This window comes from Allobosea sp. FW305-C-101 (assembly GCF_058783685.1).
In genome coordinates this window covers 136,121-157,572 of the sequence record NZ_JBYSYT010000003.1, presented here as the reverse complement: position 1 = coordinate 157,572, position 21,452 = coordinate 136,121, and the positions used below count along the sequence as shown (strand labels likewise).

General features: G+C 66.7%; 19 protein-coding genes and 1 tRNA gene. 2 read left to right on the top strand and 18 right to left on the bottom strand.

Going from position 1 to position 21,452, the window contains the following annotated elements; translation table 11 throughout:
- Window positions 1–168: 168 nt before the first annotated feature.
- The 5 genes from ntrX to dusB form a co-directional block, all read right to left on the bottom strand.
- Complete coding sequence (ntrX, locus tag AC3WMA_RS15350) at window positions 169–1,536, bottom strand: nitrogen assimilation response regulator NtrX (RefSeq protein ID WP_492286240.1); 1,368 nt, start codon at window positions 1,534–1,536, stop codon at window positions 169–171.
- Window positions 1,533–3,824: a sensor histidine kinase NtrY-like gene (locus AC3WMA_RS15345; protein ID WP_492286239.1), complete on the bottom strand. Its 2,292-nt coding sequence runs from the start codon at window positions 3,822–3,824 to the stop codon at window positions 1,533–1,535. Before AC3WMA_RS15345 ends, ntrX begins: the two co-directional genes overlap by 4 nt.
- A 122-nt stretch (window positions 3,825–3,946) precedes the next feature.
- On the bottom strand, window positions 3,947–5,398 hold the full coding sequence (gene ntrC / locus AC3WMA_RS15340; protein ID WP_492286238.1) for a nitrogen regulation protein NR(I): 1,452 nt from the start codon (window positions 5,396–5,398) through the stop codon (window positions 3,947–3,949).
- A 16-nt stretch (window positions 5,399–5,414) separates the two neighbouring features.
- Window positions 5,415–6,548, bottom strand: coding sequence for a two-component system sensor histidine kinase NtrB (locus AC3WMA_RS15335; protein ID WP_492286614.1), 1,134 nt, complete (start codon window positions 6,546–6,548; stop codon window positions 5,415–5,417).
- Window positions 6,549–6,575: 27 nt separating this feature from the next.
- Window positions 6,576–7,565 (bottom strand): tRNA dihydrouridine synthase DusB, encoded by a 990-nt coding sequence (dusB, locus tag AC3WMA_RS15330; protein ID WP_492286237.1) that lies wholly within the window; start codon window positions 7,563–7,565, stop codon window positions 6,576–6,578.
- Window positions 7,566–7,742: 177 nt separating this feature from the next.
- On the opposite strand from dusB, the gene AC3WMA_RS15325 reads away from it, so the two are divergent.
- Window positions 7,743–8,948: a bifunctional 2-C-methyl-D-erythritol 4-phosphate cytidylyltransferase/2-C-methyl-D-erythritol 2,4-cyclodiphosphate synthase gene (locus AC3WMA_RS15325; RefSeq protein ID WP_492286236.1), complete on the top strand. Its 1,206-nt coding sequence runs from the start codon at window positions 7,743–7,745 to the stop codon at window positions 8,946–8,948.
- A gap of 2 nt (window positions 8,949–8,950) precedes the next feature.
- On the top strand, window positions 8,951–9,448 hold the full coding sequence (locus AC3WMA_RS15320) for a CinA family protein (RefSeq protein WP_492286235.1): 498 nt from the start codon (window positions 8,951–8,953) through the stop codon (window positions 9,446–9,448).
- A 9-nt stretch (window positions 9,449–9,457) separates the two neighbouring features.
- Here the strand turns inward: AC3WMA_RS15320 and AC3WMA_RS15315 are convergent, their stop codons facing one another.
- From AC3WMA_RS15315 to AC3WMA_RS15255, 13 genes are all read right to left on the bottom strand, one after another.
- Window positions 9,458–11,566 carry a fused MFS/spermidine synthase gene (locus AC3WMA_RS15315; RefSeq protein ID WP_492286234.1) on the bottom strand — a complete coding sequence of 703 codons (2,109 nt, stop codon included), beginning with the start codon at window positions 11,564–11,566 and terminating at the stop codon, window positions 9,458–9,460.
- A gap of 41 nt (window positions 11,567–11,607) precedes the next feature.
- Window positions 11,608–12,084 (bottom strand): type II toxin-antitoxin system RatA family toxin, encoded by a 477-nt coding sequence (locus AC3WMA_RS15310; protein WP_492286233.1) that lies wholly within the window; start codon window positions 12,082–12,084, stop codon window positions 11,608–11,610.
- Window positions 12,085–12,099: 15 nt separating this feature from the next.
- Entirely contained in the window at window positions 12,100–13,113 is a 1,014-nt protein-coding gene (gene lipA / locus AC3WMA_RS15305; RefSeq protein ID WP_492286232.1) for a lipoyl synthase, read from the bottom strand.
- Between the two features lie 111 nt (window positions 13,114–13,224).
- Entirely contained in the window at window positions 13,225–13,503 is a 279-nt protein-coding gene (locus tag AC3WMA_RS15300) for a GlsB/YeaQ/YmgE family stress response membrane protein (protein ID WP_492286231.1), read from the bottom strand.
- 81 nt (window positions 13,504–13,584) lie between these two features.
- The gene (locus tag AC3WMA_RS15295) at window positions 13,585–13,923 is read right to left on the bottom strand and encodes a GlsB/YeaQ/YmgE family stress response membrane protein (protein WP_492286230.1); all 339 of its coding nucleotides are present in this window, start codon (window positions 13,921–13,923) and stop codon (window positions 13,585–13,587) included.
- Between the two features lie 64 nt (window positions 13,924–13,987).
- Window positions 13,988–14,746, bottom strand: a complete 759-nt coding sequence (locus AC3WMA_RS15290) for an alpha/beta hydrolase family protein (RefSeq protein ID WP_492286229.1) — start codon at window positions 14,744–14,746, stop codon at window positions 13,988–13,990.
- Between the two features lie 85 nt (window positions 14,747–14,831).
- The gene (gene lpdA, locus AC3WMA_RS15285) at window positions 14,832–16,271 is read right to left on the bottom strand and encodes a dihydrolipoyl dehydrogenase (protein WP_492286228.1); all 1,440 of its coding nucleotides are present in this window, start codon (window positions 16,269–16,271) and stop codon (window positions 14,832–14,834) included.
- Window positions 16,272–16,288: 17 nt separating this feature from the next.
- The gene (locus tag AC3WMA_RS15280) at window positions 16,289–17,626 is read right to left on the bottom strand and encodes a pyruvate dehydrogenase complex dihydrolipoamide acetyltransferase (RefSeq protein ID WP_492286227.1); all 1,338 of its coding nucleotides are present in this window, start codon (window positions 17,624–17,626) and stop codon (window positions 16,289–16,291) included.
- 14 nt (window positions 17,627–17,640) lie between these two features.
- Window positions 17,641–19,041, bottom strand: coding sequence for a pyruvate dehydrogenase complex E1 component subunit beta (locus tag AC3WMA_RS15275; protein WP_492286226.1), 1,401 nt, complete (start codon window positions 19,039–19,041; stop codon window positions 17,641–17,643).
- Between the two features lie 59 nt (window positions 19,042–19,100).
- Window positions 19,101–20,198, bottom strand: a complete 1,098-nt coding sequence (pdhA, locus tag AC3WMA_RS15270; RefSeq protein WP_492286225.1) for a pyruvate dehydrogenase (acetyl-transferring) E1 component subunit alpha — start codon at window positions 20,196–20,198, stop codon at window positions 19,101–19,103.
- A 274-nt stretch (window positions 20,199–20,472) separates the two neighbouring features.
- Window positions 20,473–20,715: an FtsB family cell division protein gene (locus tag AC3WMA_RS15265; protein WP_492286224.1), complete on the bottom strand. Its 243-nt coding sequence runs from the start codon at window positions 20,713–20,715 to the stop codon at window positions 20,473–20,475.
- A gap of 157 nt (window positions 20,716–20,872) precedes the next feature.
- Window positions 20,873–20,947: transfer RNA gene (locus AC3WMA_RS15260), tRNA-Lys, on the bottom strand.
- Window positions 20,948–21,036: 89 nt separating this feature from the next.
- The gene (locus AC3WMA_RS15255) at window positions 21,037–21,315 is read right to left on the bottom strand and encodes a hypothetical protein (RefSeq protein WP_492286223.1); all 279 of its coding nucleotides are present in this window, start codon (window positions 21,313–21,315) and stop codon (window positions 21,037–21,039) included.
- Between the last annotated feature and the right edge of the window lie 137 nt (window positions 21,316–21,452).

Sequence of the window (21,452 nt, the reverse complement as noted above, 5' to 3'; positions counted from 1 at the left end):
GGTCCATTAGATCGTCGTCTTCGCCCGCAACGCAAGTGCAGCATTGCCGACTTTAGACGCATGCCGCCTGCGTAGCGTGCAAATGGGCATGCGTGGGGCGCCTGACGGCCTGCAATCGCCTCGCCCTTGGACGATTTCCGTCAAAGGGCGAGGTGTTCGGTTCCATTGCTAGCCGACGCCGAGCGACTTCAGCTTCCGGTGCAGCGCCGAGCGTTCCATGCCGATGAACTCGGCCGTGCGCGAGATATTGCCGGAGAAGCGCGCGATCTGCGCGATCAGGTATTCGCGCTCGAAGATTTCGCGCGCGTCGCGCAGCGGCAGGCTCATCAGGCGCTCGCCGCCGGAGCCTGATGGCGTCGTCGGCACCATGGCGCCGACCTCGGCCGGCAGCATCTCGATCGTCACCTCGGCCGTCGGATCGCCCTTGGTCAGGATCATCAGGCGTTCGACATTGTTGCGCAGCTCGCGGATGTTGCCGGGCCATTCATGCGATTGCAGCACGGCCATGGCGTCGCTGCCGATCTGGCGCTTCGGCAGGCCGCTGGCGACCGAAATCTGATCCATGAAGAACTCGATCAGCTCGGGTACGTCCTCGCGCCGCTCCGACAGCGGCGGCACCTTGATCGGCACGACGCTGAGGCGGTGATAGAGGTCCTCGCGGAAATGCCCGTCGGCGATGAGTTGGGCCAGGTCACGGCTCGACGAGGAGATGACGCGGACATCGACATGGACGCGGGTCGCGCCGCCGACGCGCTGGAAGTTCTGGTCGACCAGCACGCGCAGGATGCGGTTCTGCGTCTCGCGCGGCATGTCGCCGATCTCGTCGATATAGAGCGAGCCGCCATGGGCCTCCTCGAGCGCGCCGATCCGGCGCCCGCGCCCGTCGCCGCCCTCGATGCCGAACAGCTCCTCCTCCATCGTCTCGGGCGTGATCGTCGCCGCGTTGATGACGACGAAAGGTCCGCTCGACCGGGTCGAGGCGGTGTGCAGCGTACGCGCCGCGAGCTCCTTGCCGCAGCCGGGCTCGCCGGTGATCAGAACGCGCGCATTGGTCGGCGCGACGCGCTCGATCGTCTGGCGGAGCTGGTTGACGACCGTGGTGCGGCCAACGATGCGGTCTGCCTGCACCGAGCGGGTCTTGAGCTCGCGGACCTCGCGGCGCAGGCGCGAGGCTTCCAGCGCCCGCTCGGCGACCAGCACCAGCCGGTCGGCCTTGAACGGCTTCTCGATGAAGTCGTAGGCGCCGCTCTTGATCGCCGAGACCGCCGTCTCGATGTTGCCGTGGCCGGAGATCATCACCACCGCGAGATCGGGGTGGTTTTCCTTGATCAGCTCCAGGACCTGCAGGCCGTCGAGCCGGCTACCTTGCAGCCAGATGTCGAGGAAGACGAGGTTCGGCCGGCGCGATGCGATCGCGGCCAGCGCCTCGTCGGCGGAGCCCGCCTTGCGGGTCCGGTAACCCTCGTCCTCCAGCAGGCCGGCGACCAGATCGCGGATATCGACTTCGTCGTCCACTACCAGGATGTCAGCGCTCATAGGCGTATCCCATTCTTTGAATCATCCGTGTTGCGCGTGCCGTCATCCGGCCGGGCGGCCGCATCGCCGCCCTCAGGGTCCTGCGCCGGACCTGTCTCGGGGAACCAGAGGCGGATGCGCGCACCCCTTGCACCGCTGGCGGCATCCGGTCGGTCGAGCAATTCGATGCCGCCGCCATGGTCCTCCAGGATCTTGCCGACGATGGCGAGGCCCAAGCCCGTGCCGCCTTCGCGCGTCGTCATATAGGGCTCGAGCAGCTTCTGCCGCTGGTCCGCGGGCAGGCCTTTGCCGTTGTCGATGATGTCGATGACGATCCGGCCGTCGTCCAGGCGCGCCATCTGGACATCGATCCGGCCCTGCCCGCGCTCCTCCGCCGGCACGGCCTCGATCGCCTCGGTCGCGTTCTTGATGACGTTGGTCAGCGCCTGCGAGATCAGGCGCCGGTCGAAGCGCGCCGGCACGGCTTCGGCCGGCAAGACCTCGGCGATCGTCGTCTGGGGGTTGCCGACCCGCCAGAGGAAGATGATCTGCCGGACCGTCTCGACGATATCCTCACGGGCGAGCGACGGCTTCGGCATGCGGGCGAAGGAGGAGAACTCGTCGACCATGCGGCGGATATCCTCGACCTGCCGCACGATCGTGTCGGTGCACTGGTCGAAGACGTCCTTGCCCTCGGTGATGACGCGGCCGAAGCGGCGCTTGATGCGCTCGGCCGAGAGCTGGATCGGCGTCAGCGGGTTCTTGATCTCATGCGCGATACGGCGGGCGACGTCGGCCCAGGCGGCCGTGCGCTGGGCCGAGACGAGATCGGTGATGTCGTCGAGCGTCACCACGAGCCCGGCCCCGATCCCCTCGCCTTCCCTGACGGCGCGGATATTGACCATCCGGTCCTGGCCGGCGCGCGTGAAGGCGACCTGGCCCGAGCTCTGGCGCTGCCGGTTCTGCAGGGCTTCCGCGACGAAGCCGGCCACTTCCGGCGCAGCTTCGGCAATGGGTTTGCCGAGCAGCCGCCCGCCGGTGCCGAGCAAGCTTTCGGCCGAGCGGTTGATCGTGGTGATATGGCCGTCGCTGTCGAGGCTGAGCACGCCGGAGGAGACGCCGGACAGGACCGTCTCGGTGAAGCGCCGGCGCCGGTCGATGACCTCGCTCGCCGTGACCAGGCTGTCGCGCTGGCGGCGCAGCTCCGCTGTCATCTTGTTGAAGGTCTCGCCGAGATGGGCAAGGTCGCCCTCCGCTCGCCGGATTGGCACCTGGACGTAGAAGTTTCCGCTCGAGACCTGGTCCGTCGCGTCGATCATCCGGCGGATCGGCGCGACGAGGCCGTTGGCGAAGCTCAGGCCCAGCCAGATCGCGGAGAGCAGCAGGATCAGCGCGATCAGGCCGTACATCGAGGCGAAGGCGATCTGCACGCCCTTCCGGCGCGCGTCGATGGAGAGGTACTCGACCGCCGCTCCGCGCGCGACCGAGGGGAACTCGACGGCCAGCGGATCGACCTCGCGCGCGACGTGCAGGAAGCTGTTGTCATAGGCCGGCAGCTTCATCACGGCGCCGAATACCGTGCCCGTCCGCGGGATGACGCAGATCGGCTCTGGGGCGGAGCGCGCGTCGTCGAAGGCGGCCTGATCCGGCATGGGCGGGTCGCGCAGCACGTTGATATTGGCGCGCACCACGATCTTGTCCGGCGGCTGCATGATCGCGGCGACGGGGACGCCGAGCGCGGTCGCGCGCGTCGTCAGGAAGTTCTCGAACCATTTGCGATCGACGTCGAAGGCGGGCTTGGCCCGGCTCAGGTCGTCGGCCAGCACGCGGATCTCGCGTCCGAGAGAGCGGCACTGGCTGGCGGCATAGGCATCGGCGACCTCGACCGACTTGAAGACCGCATCGCGCATCCGGTCCGAGAACCACGGTTCCAGCCCGCGCTCGATCGTGACGGTGGCGATGATGGCGACGAGGACCGCCGGAAGGGCCGCGATGATACTGAACAGGCCGACGATACGGACATGAAGCCCTGCCGCCGCCGCCCCCGCCTTGCGGGCGCGGATCAGGACCGCTGCCTCGACGGCGACGATGACCACGAGCAGCAGGATCAGGAGCGCGTTGAGCACGAAGACGCCGACCACGACCTCGTGGACCGGCACGATCGGCGTCGCACCGGACAGCACGAGGAAGGTGAGCAAGGCCGAGATCAGTGCCAGCGCGACGACGATCCCGCCGACCCAGCCCGAGACGCGGCGGGACTTCTCCTCGCCGCGCGGCATCATTCTGGCTTCGTTGACAGAAGCGGACACGTTTCCCGACAACTCCGATATGGCAGGGACCGCGAACCGATCATGCCTGCAGGGCGCCACTGATGCGCCGCCGCAACGGTGTTGTCAAAATATGACATTCACAAGGCGGTGAAGCCACCCTTCTAGCGGGGCGAGCGCACCACCTGCATGTCGAGCTCGCGAATCTTCTTGCGCAAGGTGTTGCGGTTGAGGCCGAGCAGCTCCGCCGCGCGAATCTGGTTGCCACGCGTGGCGGCCAATGCCGCGGCGATCAAAGGCGGCTCGATCTCGCGCAGGATACGGTGGTAGAGGCCCGGCGGCGGGATATTGTCGCCGAATCCGCCGAAATACTGGCCGAGATGGCGCTCGACGGAGCCGGACAGGGTCTCGGCGCGCTCCGGCGTTGCAGTGCTGCTGATAAAGCCTGCCCCCACCGCTGCCGGCTGCAGCTCGGCCTCGATGATCGGCGCGGTGATCGTCTCCTGCGGGTAGAGCGCAGCCAGACGCCGGACGAGATTCTCCAGCTCGCGGACGTTACCCGGCCAGCGATACTGCCGCATCACGTCCATCGCTTCCGAATCGACCTGCTTGCGCGGCAGCCCCTCCTTCTCGACCAGCGTGAAGAAGTGGCGGACGAGGTCGGGAATGTCCTCGATGCGCTCGCGCAGGGGTGGCAGGCGGATCGGCACAACGTTCAGGCGGAAGAACAGATCCTCGCGGAACAGGCCCTGCGCGATCGAGATGCGCAGGTCCTTGTTGGTCGCGGCGACGATGCGGACATTGGTCTTGATCGGGGTGCGCCCGCCGACCGTGGTGTATTCGCCCTGCTGGAGGACGCGCAGGAGGCGCGTCTGCGCCTCCATCGGCATGTCGCCGATCTCGTCGAGGAAGAGCGTGCCGCCCTCCGCCTGCTCGAAGCGGCCGGACGAGCGGGTGAGTGCCCCGGTAAAGGCGCCCTTCTCATGGCCGAACAGCTCCGACTCGATCAGGTCCTTCGGGATCGCCGCCATGTTGATCGCGACGAAGGGGCCGTTCTTGCGCTTGCCATAGTCGTGCAGCGCGCGGGCGACCAGCTCCTTGCCGGTGCCGGATTCGCCGTTGATCATCACGGTCAGGTCGATCGGCATCAGGCGGGCGAGCGCACGATAGACGTCCTGCATCGCCGGCGAGCGGCCGATCAGCGGGATATCCTCAGGCTCGGCCGCGTGCCCGCGCGCCGCCTCGCCACGGGGGCGAGACATCGCGCGGCCGACGATGGCGACGAGCTCCTTCAGGTCGAAGGGCTTGGGCAGATATTCGTAGGCGCCGCGCTCGGAGGCCTTGATCGCCGTCATGAAGGTGTTCTGCGCGCTCATCACGATGATCGGCAGCTCGGGCCGCACCCGCTTGATGCGCGGCAGCAGGTCGAAGGCGTTGCCATCCGGCATCACCACGTCGGTGATGATCAGATCGCCCAGTCCCTGGGCAGCCCAGGTCCAGAGCGTGGCAGCCTGGCCCGTGGTCCTGACCTCATAGCCCGCACGGGCGAGCGCCTGGTTGAGGACGGTGCGGATCGCGGCGTCGTCGTCGGCGACGAGGATGTGACCGGTCGGCATGTGTTGCTTGAGGCCTTTACGTTGCCTGCCCCGACCTGAGCTGGTGCAGGGGCAGGAGGATCCTGAAATGCGTCCGGCGCGGAACGGACTCGCATTCGACGATTCCGCCGTGATCGCCGATCACCTTGGCGACAAGTGCAAGTCCAAGGCCACTTCCCTGGGCCTTGGTCGTGACGAAGGGATCGAACAGGTGCTGCACCAGATCTGGAGGCACGCCGGGCCCGTTGTCGCGCACTGCGATTTCAAGCGGCAGCGCGATGCGTTCCGAGGAGCCGGGCACCTGCAGGCGGATGCCCGGGCGATAGGCGGTCGTCAGGGTGATCTCGCCGTCGATAGCGCCCTCGCCGATCGCCTCGGCAGCATTCTTGACGAGGTTCAGCAGCACCTGGACGAGCTGGTCGCGATTGCCGGCGACCGGCGGAAGCGAGGGATCGTAGGTCTCGGTGAAGCGGATATGCCGGGCGAAGCCGGACTGGGCGAGGCGCTTCACATGGTCGAGCACGTCATGGACATTGACCGCGTCGCGCTCGCTCGGCCGCTCGTCGCCGAACAATTCGACGCGCTCGACCAGCTTCACGATCCGGTCGGTCTCGTCGCAGATCAGCTGCGTCAGCATCCGATCCTCGTCGCCAATCGAGCCTTCGAGCAGCTGCGCCGCACCGCGGATGCCGGAAAGCGGATTCTTGATCTCATGGGCCAGCATCGCGCCGAGCGCGGTGATCGAGCGGGCTGCCCCGCGATGCGTCAATTGCCTGTCCATTTTTTCGGCAATTGTCCGTTCTTGCAGCATCAGCACGACTGCATCGCCCTGACTGGGCAAGGGAGAGGCAAAGACATCGACGATGTGATCGGTTCCGAGGCGGGGCGTGCCGAGATCGAGGCGGTATTCGCTGACGCTGGCGCCACGGCGCTGCACCTCCTCGATCAGCCCAAGCACCGGCGAGCCGAAGGCGATGAGATCGTCGATGCGCTGGCGCTTCAGCAGGGCGGCACTTGACTGGAAGAAATCTTCGGCTGCCGTATTGGCGTAGAGCACCGCATGGCTCTCGCCGATCACCAGCACCGGCATGGGCAGCACATTCAGCGCCTGAACCTCGATCGGATCGAGCAGGTAGGCGCTGCGGCTTCCAAGGCCCTTGTCGGCAAACATCGCCGTCATCGGCTCATCCTCTCCGCGTCAGGCCGCTGCGCGGCTGCGGTCGGTCGAAAACAGTCCCGAGAGGGCCGCCAGGACCTTCCGGGGTTCGTCAGATGTCAGCAGGCTGCGGCGCAGGTCCGCATCGGGCTCGCAGCCATCGGTCACGGCGTCATCCGCATAGGCCGCCAGATGCTTGCGGGCGTGACGAACACCATGCGCGACGCCGATCAGGGCCAGCAGGCCCTCGTAATGCTCGCAGGCCAGCGCGAGCTTCTCGGCCAAAGTCAGCGGCCGGAATTCACGCCCGTCGAGCGCTGCGCCGATCTCGCCGACCAGCCAGGGCCGGCCAAGCGCGGCACGACCGACCATGACGAAATCGGCGCCTGATTGCTCAAGGCAGGCTCGCGCATCCGCGACATCGTGGATGTCGCCATTGGCCACCAGGGGGAAGTCGCCGGCGGCACGCACCGCTGCGATTCCCCGCCAGTCCGCCGTGCCCTTGTAGAACTGCTGGCGCGTGCGGCCATGGACCGTGATCATCCGCGCACCCGCATCGACGGCCCGTCGCGCGAGCTCCGGCGCATTACGGGAGGCATCGTCCCAGCCGAGGCGCATCTTGACCGTCACCGGCACAGTCGTGGCAGCAACGGCCGCCTCGACCAACGCGATCGCATGGTCGAGATCGCGCATCAAGGCGGAACCGGCCCAACCGCCCGTTACCTTCTTGGCCGGGCAGCCCATGTTGATGTCGACGATATCGGCGCCATTGGCTTCGGCCAGCCGGGCTGCCTCCCCCATCCAGTACGGGTCGCAGCCGGCGAGCTGGACGACATGCGGCGAGACGCCCTCGCCCTCGGCGCGAATGCGCGCTTCTTCGCTCCCGCGCACGAACTCGTCGGACGCGACCATCTCCGACACCACGATTCCGGCATGGCTGCGGGCCGCCAGGCGGCGCATGACGATGTCTGTCACGCCCGACATCGGCGCCAGGAAGGCGCGGGACGCGATCGGGATACCTGCGATGTCCAAAGCTTCAGCCTGCTTTTAAGGCATTTCTCTACATGCATATTTATTGGACAATGCTGCGCGAGCGCAAGCGCCCATAAGTTGATGTTGCAATGCAACATCGTCGCACCCCCTGCCCCAGCGCTACAGAATTGGCTATGGCATGCGCCCATGACCCGCTTGCAGCCAGGACCCAGCGCCGTGCTCCCTCATTCCGATGCGTCCCTGCCCGTTGCCGCCCTGCTCGTAGCGGCCGGCCGTGGCCTGCGCGCCGGCGAAGGTGAGCCGAAGCAGTACCGGCTGGTCGAGGGCCGCCCTGTGCTCGCCCACGCGCTGATGCCTTTCCTGGCGGAGCCGGCGATCGAGCGCATCGCCATCGTGATCGGCGAAGGCGACGAGGTGCGTTATGCCAATGCCATGGCCGGGATCGACAGCGCCCGGCTCGTGGCTCCGACATTGGGCGGCGCGACACGGCAGGCCTCGGTGCGGCGCGGCCTGCTTGCGCTCGCCCGCGAGGGCTTCGACGGCATCGTGCTGGTCCATGACGCCGCCCGTCCCTTCGTCTCCCGTGCACAGATCAGTGCCGCGATCCACCGGCTCGGCGCCGGCGCGATCGCCGCCATCCCTGCCCTGCCGGTAACCGATACCGTGAAACGCACCAGCGCCGACGGCCATGTCGCCGAGACGCCGCCGCGCGACCAGCTGGTCACCGTCCAGACGCCGCAGGCCTTCCGCTTCAAGCCGCTGCTGGAGGCCCATGAGGCGGCGGAAGCTGCCTTGCTGCACGGCTTCACCGACGATGCCGCCCTGATGGAATGGGCCGGTCATCCGGTCGCGACCTTCCAGGGCGACCCGGCCAATGTGAAGCTGACCCATGCGGCGGATTTCCTGCGGGCCGCTGTCCATCCGGGCAAGGCGCTCGTCACCCGGGTCGGCACCGGCTACGACGTCCACGCCTTCGGACCGGGCGACCATGTCTGGCTCGGCGGCGTTCGGATCGGGCACGACCAGGGCGTCATCGCCCATTCCGATGGCGATGTCGCACTCCATGCCCTGACCGACGCCTTGCTCGGCGCGCTCGCCGACGGCGATATCGGCACGCATTTCCCGCCGAGCGATCCGCAATGGCGCGGCGCGGCGTCAGCCCAGTTCCTCGCCTTCGCGGCGGCCCGCATTCGAGAGCGCGGTGGGCGGATCGATTTCCTCGACCTCACAATCGTCTGCGAAGCGCCGAAGGTCGGCCCGCATCGCGAAGCCATCCGCGCCGAGATCGCGGCGATCGCCGGCATTCCCTCAAGCAAAGTCGCGATCAAGGCGACGACTTCGGAGCGGATGGGCTTCACCGGGCGGCGCGAAGGCCTCGTCGCATTTGGGACGGCAACGATCCGCCTGCCCGAGGAGGATTAGCCATGTTCGATCTCGATATCCGCTCGCTTGCAGCCGAACTGCTGAACATGAGCCTGGAGCGCGGCTTCACGGTTGCGACGGTCGAATCCTGCACCGGCGGCCTCGTTTGCGGCGCACTGACGGCCATTGCCGGCTCATCCTCGATGGTTCAGGGCGGCCTCATCACGTATTCCAACGAGGCCAAGGCCGCGCTTGCCGGCGTTCCGATGGCGCTGATCAAGCAGCATGGCGCCGTCAGCGAGCCGGTGGCGCGCGCGATGGCAGAGGGTGGCCGCATGCGCCTCGACGCCAGTTTCGCGGTCTCGATCACCGGCGTTGCCGGCCCCGGCGGCGGCAGTGTCGAGAAGCCCGTCGGCCTCGTTCACTTCGCCTGCGCCGGCCCTTCCGGTACGCGCCATCGCGAACGCCGCTTCGGCGAACAGTCGCGCGACGAGATCCGTCGCCTCAGTGTGCTGGAAGCACTCGACCTGCTGCGCGAGGCGGTGCTGGGCGGGCCCTGAGGCGCTCCCCTATCGGGACTTGCGCATGATCGCGCCGAGGACATCGGCATAGTCGTCGCGCCAGGGCTTCACGTCTGCAGATTCGACAGGCCACCAGTTCTCGCCCTCGGCGAAGCGCAGGTCGGCTGCACTGCGCGCGACGATCGCGACGCGTGGCGAGACCTTGCGCTCATGCGTCAGCTGCGGAGTCTGGCTGGGTTCCCTGACCCAGGTGAGCAGCCCGTGCTCTTTGGCCGTCGCGGCGACCACGGGACCGAGATCCATGTGCCGGTTGGAGATGTGGAACAGCATGGCGCCGCCTGGGGCGAGCCGCGAGAGGTACAGCCCGATCGCTTCCCTGGTGAGCAGGTGCACGGGGATGGCATCCGACGAGAAGGCGTCGATCACGATCAGATCGAGCGACCCCGGTGCCGCATCGCCCAGCGTCAGCCGGGCATCGCCGATCACGAAGGGGATGCGGGGGGCGCATTGGTTGATGAAGGAGAAGCGAGCGGGATCGGTCGCGATGCCGATCACATGCGGGTCGATCTCGTAGAAGCTCCAGCTTTCGCCCGGACGGATCTGGCAGGCGAGCGAGCCCGTGCCGACGCCGACAGCCGCGACCTTGCCGAGCACGCCGCCTTGGGCCCGACGCAAGGCATCGATACCGTCCGCGATACCGCCGCCGGTGAAGTAATAGGTCAGCGGCTCGGGGCGCCCGGTGACGGCGCTGCCGTCGTCATTGCGGATACGCTGCGTACCATGCACCGTCGTGCCATGGGCGAGATCGCGGAAGCGCCCGTCCGCTGTCTCGAAGACGCGGTGGACGCCGAAGAAGGAGCGGATGGAATCCGTGCGCCTCTGTTCGCCGAGGACAATGCCGACGATCGCGCTCACTCCAGCCACGGCCAAGGCGAAGCGGATGCGGGGCGACATCCTGATCGCGGCGAAGCCCGGCCGGCACAGCAGCCCGGCAACGAGGAGCATCGGATATTCTGCGACCGAGTTGAACATCACCGGCGCCAGCAGGCCGCAGAACAGCCCGCCGAGCACGCCGCCAAAGGACATCCAGAGATAGAATTCGGTCAGGTGCGCCACGGCGGGTCTGCGCTTCACCAGCTCGCCATGGGCGACCATGGCTGTGGTGAAGAACAGGCCGAGATGCAGGGCGAGCGTGCCGATCCAGCCGATATCGAGCTTTGCGACGATTGCCACCAGCAGCAGCGCCGTAAGGGCGAGCTGGAGATGCAGCATCCAGCGATGCGGCAGAATGGGCCGGCGCTGGAAGACGATGACGAAGGTGAGAAGGAACAGCGCCAGCGGCACGACCCAGAGCAGCGGCACCGCGGCGACATCGGTCGAGACATGCGCGGTGACCGCGACCAGCAGCCCCGAGGGCACGAAGGCGAGCGCCACCCAGCTGAAGCGCTGGGCAATGGTGAGGGGGGCGGTCTTTGCGGTGTCGAGACTTGCTGGCGTGTCTGCGCGCCTCATCCCGATGGCGAGCCCGGCGCAAGCCGCGATCCCGGCCAGCAGCAGAGCGAAGCCCCAGGTCCAGGCCGTGGCCTGTACGGCGAGCGGCAACATGGGCTCGATCACGAAAGGATAGGCGATCAGGGAAAGGAAGCTGCCGACATTCGAGGCGGCGTAGAGGAAATAAGGATCGGCGGCATGGCTATGCCCGCTCCGCGCGAACCAGGCCTGCAGCAGCGGCCCATTCGCGGCGACCGCGAAGAAGGGCAGGCCAACCGAGGCCGTGAACAGGCCGATCAGCCAGAGCACTTCGCCTTCCTGCGGCGGGCGCTCGAAACCGGCGGCGATATGGATCGGCAGGTTGATCGCGAGGACCGCGATCATCAACGTGAGGTGGACCAGCGCGGCGCGGCGCAAGGTCAGGCGGCTCACCAGCAGATGGGCATAGCCGTAGCCCGCGAGCAGAACCGCCTGGAAGAACACCATGGCGACCGACCAGACGCCGGGCGAACCGCCGAGCTTCGGCAGCACCATTTTGGCGAACATCGGCTGGATGCCGAAGAGCAGGAAAGCCGAGACGAAGATCGTCGCGACATAGACCGGAAGCGTTGCCGCCAGACGGCGCGTCTGAAGGCGGTCGGCGGTCTGCGCTGCAGATGCGTCCATGGCATGTCCTCGGCTGAGCGCCGAACCATGCCATGCAGGGCTTAAGACCTCGTCACTGCCGCTGGGGCATTCCGGCCATAGACCAGCTCGGCACGCTTCTCGAAGGCTTCGGCGAATTTGCGGAAGGCCTTGTCGAACATCGCGCCCATCAGCAGGCCGAGCATCCGGCTGGCGAACTCGTAGGAAATGAAGAAGCCGATTTCGCAACCCGCCTCATGCGGCTTGAAGGTCCAGCGGTTCTCCAGATAGCGAAACGGCCCGTCGACATACTCGACGAGGATCTTGAGATTGGTCGGATCGAGCGTGACGCGGCTGGTGAAGGTCTCGCGGATCGCCTTGTAGCCGACGCTCATGTCGGCCAGCAGCACCTCGCCGCCACCTTCGCGCGGCGTGCGCCGCCGCACCACCAGCCCCTCGCAGAGCGGCAGGAACTGCGGATATGTCTCGACATCGGCGACGAGCGCGAACATCTGCTCGGGCGAGTGCCTCACCCGGCGGGTGCTGTTGAACATCGGCATCGAAGATGTGCCTTCTCAGCCGCGGCGGTTGCGGCCGATACCGATCTGGGCATCGCGCGCGGCCCGCAAACGGGCGAAGTCCTCGCCGGCATGGTGCGAGGAGCGGGTCAGCGGCGTCGAGGACACCATCAGGAAGCCCTTGGCATAGGCGATGGTCTCGAAGCTCTTGAACTCGTCGGGCGTGACGAAGCGGATCACGGCGTGGTGCTTGCGCGAGGGCGCGAGGTACTGGCCGATCGTCATGAAATCGACCTCGGCCGAGCGCAGGTCGTCCATCAGCTGGAGCACCTCGTTCCGCTCCTCGCCGAGGCCGACCATGATGCCGGACTTGGTGAAGATGGTCGGGTCGAGTTCCTTCACCCGCTGCAACAGGCGCAGCGAATGGAAATAGCGGGCGCCCGGACGGACCTTGAGGTACTTGCCCGGCACGGTCTCGAGATTGTGGTTGAAGACGTCGGGGCGGGCCGCCACGACGACTTCGAGCGCGCCCGGCTTGCGCAGGAAGTCCGGCGTCAGGATCTCGATCGTGGTGCCGGGCGAAGCCTTGCGGATCGCGTGGATGACATTGGCGAAATGCTCGGCGCCGCCGTCCTTGAGGTCGTCGCGGTCGACCGAGGTGATCACGACATGCTCCAGCCCGAGCTTGGCGACGGCTTCCGCGACCTTGCGGGGCTCTTCCAGATCGAGCGGCTGCGGCACGCCGGTCTTCACGTTGCAGAAGGCGCAGGCCCGCGTGCAGGTGTCGCCCATGATCATGAAGGTGGCGTGCTTCTTCTCCCAGCACTCGCCGATATTCGGGCAGCCGGCCTCCTCGCAGACCGTGACCAGCTTCTCGGCCTTCACGATCGCCTTGGTCTCGGCCCATTTCGGCGAGCCCGGCGCCTTGACCCGAATCCAGTCAGGCTTGCGCAGGACCGGGTTCTCCGGCCGTTTCTGCTTCTCGGGGTGGCGGACCTCCGTGGCTTGCGCCTTCGGATTGCCGGCATTGGGCCGCGGATCGCGGTTCAGCAGGTCGAGAACAAGCGCCATAACGGGGTCCGGGCTTCAACAGCAGGAGCCGGCCAAGCCGGCTTCCTCTAGCTAATCCTCAAAGCGCTCAGCCGCAACTCCCGGCCCCGGCAAGAGAGCTTCACCTGAGCTTCAACTGCGGCGGCGGGCCGCGTTCCAGATCACGATGACGATGACGGCGCCGGCGACCGCCGCAACCAGCGTCCGCCAGAAGCCGAAGACCGGAATCGCCAGGAGTTCCGCGACCTTGGCGCCGACGAAGGAGCCAGCGACGCCAACCAGCATATTGGTGAAGAGCCCGTGATCGGACGAGGTCAGGCGCTCGGCGATCCAGCCGGCGAGGACGCCGATCAACAGCGTCATGAAGAAGCCATAGCCCGGCTGGGCCATGGTAGCGGCAAAGCTTTCCATCGCGGGTATCCCCCTAGCCATGCGCGGATGCGCGCGCAATCAACGGTCCCGACCTCCGCCGGTTCCTGTCGCGATGGTATCTCAGGCGATGAAACGTGCCAGCAGGATGACGAGGATGGCGCCGATGACTGCCATGCCGGCATCGTCGAGGAAGCTGTAGCCGGTGTTCAGGCGCCAGCCCGTCAGGCGCACGATGCCCTGCCCGATCAGCATGCCGAGCACGCCGACGACCGCATGGCGAATGACGCCGCCGCCACCGACGACCAGGCTCGCGGCGAAGCCCGTCATCGTGCCGAAGGCCACGGTCGGCACGATGACGCTCCAGTCGAGCTGCAGCGTCCGGCGCGGCGGCAGGATCTCGATCTCCTCGTCGCGGACGACGCGATCGGGCTTGGCAGATTTGCGGGTGCGTGGCGGCATCGACGCAATATGGAGCGCGGACGGGCCGGCGCCAAGCCGATCCCTGCCCCCTTTTCGCCAGGGATCAGCGCGCCATCGCGCCCAGTGCGGACACCGACGTTCCAGCCAGTGCACCACTGAAGCCATGCCCGCCGCCGACGATCTGCGCCTTCGCCGGCAGGCCACGCGCCTGCGCCTTGGCGACATAGTCCGTCGCCAGCTCCGGGCGCGTATTGTCGTCGGCCTGGCCGGTGACCGCGACGATCGGGGTTCCTCCGGGGATGCCGGATACGTAATCGACCGGCGACTGGGCCGAGCCGGGCCGCCGGCCGCGGCTGGCATTCCAGGCGGGCACATCGCAGGGACAGGAGACCAGCACGAGGCCGTTGATCAGGCCGGGATTGTTGCCGGCCACCACGCCGATCGTGCCGGCTCCGCCCGAATGCCCGAGGGCGACCACGCTGCGGGCATTGTAGCGCTGCCTCAGCTCGCTGATCGCTCCGGCGACGGCACGGTTGTTGCCGGAGTGGAACGTGTCGCGCCGGCCGTTGTCGGAACCATCACTGCGATGGCCGGTGCGGTCGTAATAACCGGGCCGCAGCAGGGCGACGGCCACCACGTTCTTGCGTCCGGAGGCGAATTGCCGGGCATAGGCGTACATGTAATCGGCCGGCCCACCAGCCGAGACGTCGCCATGGACGAAGACGGCGAGCACCGGGCGCGAACCACCCGGCGCCGCGCCGAAAGCCTCATAGGCCAGGCCGTTGGCGCATTTGTCGCCTTCGCAGGCCAGGGCCCCGACGCTGCCGAACAAGGCAGCCGCGAGAACGGCAAGAAACCTCACACCCAAGCGCCTCATGGCTGTTCCCCCGCCGCCATCGCGCCTGCGGAGAGCCAGCTCCGCAGGCTCTCCGTCATCGTCGTATGCCTCAGGCGTTGAGGGCCTTGCCGTAGGCGTCGAGCACGCTCTCCTTCATCACCTCCGACAGCGTCGGATGCGGGAAGATGGTGTGCATCAGTTCTTCCTCGGTCGTCTCCAGGTTCATGGCGACGACGAAGCCCTGGATCAGCTCGGTCACTTCCGGGCCGACGAGATGGGCGCCGAGCAGCTTGCCGGTCTTGGCGTCGAAGATCGTCTTGGCCATGCCGCTATCCTCGCCAAGCGCCACGGCCTTGCCGTTGGCGACGAAGTTGAAGCGGCCGACCTTGATCTCGTGGCCGGCGGCCTTGGCCTTCGCCTCGGTCAGGCCGACGCTGGCGATCTGCGGGTGGCAATAGGTGCAGCCCGGGATCATCAGCTTGTCCATCGGGTGCGGATGCAGGCCCTTGATCGCCTCGACGCAGATCACCGCCTCGTGCTCGGCCTTGTGGGCCAGCATCGGCGGGCCGGCGACGTCGCCGATCGCATAGACGCCCTTGACGTTGGTCCGGCAGAGATCGTCGATGACGATGCAGCCGCGATCGGTCTTCACGCCGAGCGTCTCGAGGCCGAGATTCTCGATATTGCCGACGACGCCGACGGCCGAGATCATCCGGTCCGCCGTGATCGTCTGCTTGCCGCCCTTCTCGTCCTCGATATGGGCGGTGACGGAGTCGGCACCCTTCTCGACCTTCGTCACCTTGGCGCCGGTCAGGATCTTCATGCCCTGCTTCTCGAAGGCCTTGCGGGCGAAGGCGCCGATCTCGGCATCCTCCACGGGCACGACCTGCGGCAGGACCTCGACCACGGTGACCTCGACGCCCATCGTCCGGTAGAACGAGGCGAACTCGATGCCGATGGCGCCGGAGCCCATCACGAGCAGCGATTTCGGCATCTTGGCCGGCACCATCGACTCGAAATAGGTCCAGATCAGCTTGCCGTCCGGCTCCAGGCCGGGCAGTGCGCGCGGCCTTGCACCGGTCGCGACGATGATGTGGTCGGCGGTATAGGTGCCCTCGCCCTTGGCGTTCTTCGGCGGCGGCGTTTGCGGCTGCATGGCCGGCTTCTTGGTCGGCGCGACCGTGATCGTGCCGGGCTTGGTGAGCTTGGCCTCGCCCCAGATCACGTCGACCTTGTTCTTCTTCATCAGGAACTGGACACCGTTGTTCATCCGCGCGGCGATGCCGCGCGAACGCTTAACGATCGCGTCCAGATCGGCCTTGAACGAACCTTCCAGCACCAGGCCGTAATCCTTGGCGTGCTGGCCGTAATGCAGAATCTCGGCCGAGCGCAGCAGCGCCTTGGTCGGGATGCAGCCCCAGTTCGAGCAGATGCCGGCGAGATGCTCGCGCTCGACGATCGCGGTCTTGAAGCCGAGCTGCGCCGCCCGGATCGCGGCGATATAACCGCCGGGGCCGGAGCCGATGACGATGATGTCGTAGTCAGCCATGGTGTCTCTCCCGCCGCTCAGACCAGCATCGCCATGGGCTTTTCGATATAGCCCTTGAACGCCGCCAAAAGCTCGGCGCCGAGCGCGCCGTCGACGGCGCGGTGATCGGTCGAGAGCGTCACCGACATCACCGTCGCGACGGCCGGCTGGCCGCCCTTGACGATGACGCGCTGCTCGCCGGCGCCGACAGCCAGGATCGTCGCGTGCGGCGGATTGACGATCGCGGCGAAGTCCTTGACCCCGAACATGCCGAGATTGGAGACCGCCGTGGTGCCGCCCTGATACTCCTCGGGCTTCAGCTTGCGGGCCTTGGCGCGCGCCGCCATGTCCTTCATCTCGTTGGAGATCTGCGACAGGCTCTTGTGGCAGGCATCGCGGATGATCGGCGTGATCAGGCCGCCGGGAATCGAGACGGCGACGCCGACATCAGCATGCTTGTGCTTGAGCATGGTGTTGTCGGTCCAGGACACGTTGGCGTCCGGCACGGCCCTGAGCGCCAGCGCCAGCGCCTTGATCACCATGTCGTTGACCGAGAGCTTGTAGGCCGGCTTGCCGTCCTTCTCCGGCGCCGCAGCGTTGAGCTCCCCGCGCAGCTTCAAGAGCGCGTCGAGCTCGCAATCCACGGTGACGTAGAAATGCGGCACCGTCTGCTTGGCTTCGGTCAGGCGGCGCGCGATCGTCTTGCGCATGCCGTCATGCGGGACCTCCTCATAGGAGTCCGGCGCGAACAGCTTCTTGACCTGCTCGTCGGAGGGGCCGCTCGCGAGCGGCGCAGCCGCAGGCTTGGCGGCCGGAGCCCCGGCGGCAGCCGCAACCGGCGCAGCCTTGGCACCACCGCCGGCCTTGGCGGCCTCGACATCCTTCTCGACGATGCGGCCATGCGGGCCGGAGCCCTTGATCGCATTGAGGTCGAGCCCGGCATCCTTGGCGATGCGGCGAGCGAGCGGCGAGGCGAAGGCGCGGCTGCCGCCGGCAGGAGCCGGAGCTGCCGCGGGAGCGGCCGCAGCCGGCGCGGGTGCCGCGGCAGCGGCCGGAGCCTCAGCCTTCGGAGCCTCGGCCTTGGCAGGCGCAGCGCCACCGGCCGCCGGAGCGGAGACGCTCTTGGCATCCTCGCCCTCGCCGGCGATCACGCCGATGATTTCATTGACGGCGACATCGGCCGTGCCTTCCGGCACCACGATCTTGGCGAGCACGCCCTCGTCAACCGCCTCGACCTCCATCGTGGCCTTGTCGGTCTCGATCTCGGCGATGATGTCGCCGGACTTGATGGTGTCGCCTTCCTTCTTCAGCCACTTGGCGAGATTGCCCTTCTCCATCGTCGGAGAGAGAGCGGGCATCAGGATGTTCGTCGGCATCGGTCAGCCCCCTCTCAGCGATAGCAGACGGCCTTGGCCGCCGCGACGACCTCGCCGATGTTGGGAAGCGCGAGCTTCTCGAGGTTGGCCGCATAGGGCATCGGCACGTCCTTGCCGGTGACACGGGCGACGGGGGCGTCGAGATAGTCGAAGGCCGCCTCCATGATCTTCATGCCGATCTCGGCGGTGACGCCGGACTGCGGGAAGCCCTCCTCGACCGCGACGCAGCGATTGGTCTTCTGCACCGAGGCGATGACCGTCTCGATATCCATCGGGCGGATGGTGCGGAGGTCGATGACCTCGGCCTCGATGCCCTCCTTGGCCAGCGCCTCGGCGGCGCCGAGCGCATAGGTCATGCCGATGCCGAAGGAGACGATCGTCACGTCCTTGCCCGGACGCACCACCTTCGCCTTGCCGATCGGGATCAGGAAGTCGTCGCCCTTCGGCACGTCGAAGGACTTGCCGTACATGATCTCGTTCTCGAGGAAGATCACGGGATTAGGGTCGCGGATCGCGCTCTTCAGCAGGCCCTTCGCGTCGGAAGCGCTATAGGGCATCACCACCTTGAGGCCAGGCACGTTCGAGTACCACGCCGCATAGTCATGGCTGTGCTGGGCGCCGACGCGGGCGGCCGCGCCGTTGGGACCACGGAACACGATCGGCGCGCCCATCTGGCCGCCGGACATGTAGAGCGTCTTGGCGGCGGAGTTGATGATGTGGTCGATCGCCTGCATGGCGAAATTGAAGGTCATGAACTCGACGATCGGCTTCAGGCCGGAGAGCGCCGCGCCGACGCCGATGCCGGCGAAGCCGTGCTCCGTGATCGGGGTGTCGATGACGCGCTTGGCCCCGAATTCCTGCAGCAACCCTTGAGTGACCTTGTAGGCGCCCTGATACTCGGCGACCTCCTCGCCCATCACGAAGACGTCCTTGTCGCGGCGCATCTCCTCGGCCATCGCGTCGCGCAGGGCTTCGCGGACCGTGGTGCTGACGAGCTCGGCGCCGGCCGGGAATTCCGAGGAGGAATCATAGGCCTTGGCCTGGGCGGGAACGCTGGTTGCCGGGGCGGCTGCCGGAGCTTCCTCGGCCTTCGCGGCGGCAGGCGCCGGCTCGGCCTTGGCTTCCGGAGCAGCAGCCTTGCCGCCGCCGCTGGCCGCGGCCGCAACATCCTCTCCCTCGGTGGCGATCACGCCGATCGGCGTGTTCACGGCCACGTTCTCGGTGCCGTCGGCGACGAGGATCTTGGCGAGCACGCCCTCGTCGACCGCCTCGACCTCCATGGTCGCCTTGTCGGTCTCGATCTCGGCGATGATGTCGCCGGACTTAACCTGATCGCCCTCTTTCTTCAGCCACTTGGCCAGTTTTCCTTCCTCCATGGTGGGAGAAAGCGCAGGCATGAGAATGTCGATCGGCATGAACGCACCCGGATTCTAAGACGCGGGGAAAAGGATGAAGGCCGGCAGGCGCGGAGCGATCAGCTCCGCGGGGCTTCCAGCAGGATGTCGGTGTAGAGTTCCGACGGATCCGGCTCGGGATCGTGGGTTGCGAACTCGGCGGCGTCGTTGACGATCTCGCGCACCTTGGCGTCGATCGCCTTGAGCTCGTCCTCGCCGATCTTGAAATCGCGAACCAGACGGGCGCGAACCTGTTCGATCGGATCGTGCTCCTCGCGCATGCGCTGGACCTCGTCCTTGGAGCGGTACTTCGCCGGGTCGGACATCGAATGCCCGCGATAGCGATAGGTCTGCATCTCCAGGATGTACGGGCCCTTGCCGGAGCGTGCATGCTCGATGGCGCGGGCCGCAGCCTCGCGCACGGCACGGACATCCATGCCGTCGACCTGCTCGCCCGGGATGCCGAACGAGACGCCGCGGCGGGAGAAATCGGTCTGGGCCGAAGCACGGCTGACAGCCGTGCCCATGGCGTAACGGTTGTTCTCGATGACGAACACGACCGGCAGCTTCCAGAGCTGGGCCATGTTGAAGCTCTCGTAGACCTGGCCCTGGTTGGCCGCGCCATCGCCGAAATAGGTCATCGAGACGGTCTTGTCGTCGCGATACCAGTCGGCGAAGGCAAGACCCGTTCCGAGCGAGACCTGCGCGCCGACGATGCCGTGGCCGCCATAGAAGTTCTTCTCGCGGCTGAACATGTGCATCGAGCCGCCCTTGCCGCGCGAATAGCCGCCGCGCCGGCCGGTCAATTCCGCCATCACGCCGCGCGATTCCATGCCGCAGGCCAGCATATGGCCGTGGTCGCGATAGCCGGTGATGACCTGGTCGCCATCCTTGGAGGCCATCTGCATGCCGATGACGACCGCTTCCTGGCCGATATAGAGGTGGCAGAAGCCGCCGATCAGGCCCATGCCGTACATCTGGCCGGCCTTCTCCTCGAAACGCCGGATCAGCAGCATCTCGCGATAGGCGTGGAGATCTTCGTCCTTGGTGAAGGTCGGGGTGTTGCTGAGGGCTCCTTCGGCCTTGCCGGCACCGTCCTTGCCCGAACGGGCCTTCGCCGGCTTCGCGGCGGCTTTGGGTTGAGCGGGAGCTTTCGACTTACGCGCAGCAACAGCCATAGGCGGTCCTCCAAGGTCATCCGACTATTGTTGTAGAGGATCAAAAAAACCTTGGCGAGGACGCTATCTCGCAATGCAGCATGAGCCAACCCTTTGAAAAACAAAGGATCGGCAACATTAACCGGAATCGAGTTAATCGATACGTCCGGAACTAAGGGTCGCAGCTTCTGGAGCCCCTGGATCGAAAGATGGAACTCTTCTGTCGAAGAACCACGAGGCCGAAGCGATGAGGCGGATTGCGGTTCGCCGCCTGGAAGGTGCCGGCTGCGCCTGCTCAGCGTCCCATGATGACGATGTCGTTCTTATGGGTCCGGCCGAGGATTTCGCGGGCATTTTCTTCGAGGAGGTCCCGATCGACCGCTTCGCTGCGCACCAGGGCGAGCTTCTGTTCCCAGGACTTGCGCTCGGCCGTGAGGGTGGCGAGTTCGCCTTCCATGTCGCGCAGCGATTCCCGGATCGCGCCGCGCGCCTCAAGGCCGCGCGCACCATGCTGGGCGTGGAACATGAAATAGGCCACCGCCGCTCCCGACACGAGGTAGAGAGCCAATGTCACGAAGATCGAGCGAAGGCCGCGGCGAATAACCATGCCGAAACGCTAGGGCGGTTTGGTTTCCGGCAGGTTAATGCGGCTTAAGAAAGCAGGCGGGACATCGCGGCGGACCAGCGATCTGCGATGGTGAGCGGGGTGGGGATCGAACCCACGACCACATGATTAAAAGTCACGTGCTCTACCACTGAGCTACCCGCCCTCACCGGGCCGCTGACATACGGAGCCGAACGGCGCCGGTCAACTCGTTCCGCGCAGATTGGCTGCACCTCTCCCTCTTCCTCACATTTTTCAGCCGAGCCGCCGGGTCACGCCGCCGCCCTTGTATCCTCTCCCGTGCCGGGCTGACGGCGCAGGCATGAGATAGGCCCCACCGCCTGCCCCGAGCGCGGGCCAACCCGGATCGGCATAGGCATTGAGTTCCCAGCAGCGCAGGCGCTGGCGCTCCGCATCGGTCGTGGCATCCGAGCAGGCCGAGACCTGCGAGCGCTGCCAGAACGCGGATGCCGGCTCGTTCGCGACGGCGATCATTGCTGCCGCCAGGCAGGCTGGAATCAGAAAGCCACGCATCCACCCGCCCCTTCGGCGCCTTGTACCGTGCCGGAAAGCGTCCATGATGGCGGCTTCGCCTTGCCGAAGGCTTAAGCGCCGCCATCGCTGCGCCGCCTCGGACTTAAGCCAGGCGGCGAAGAGCGTTGTGAAAATGC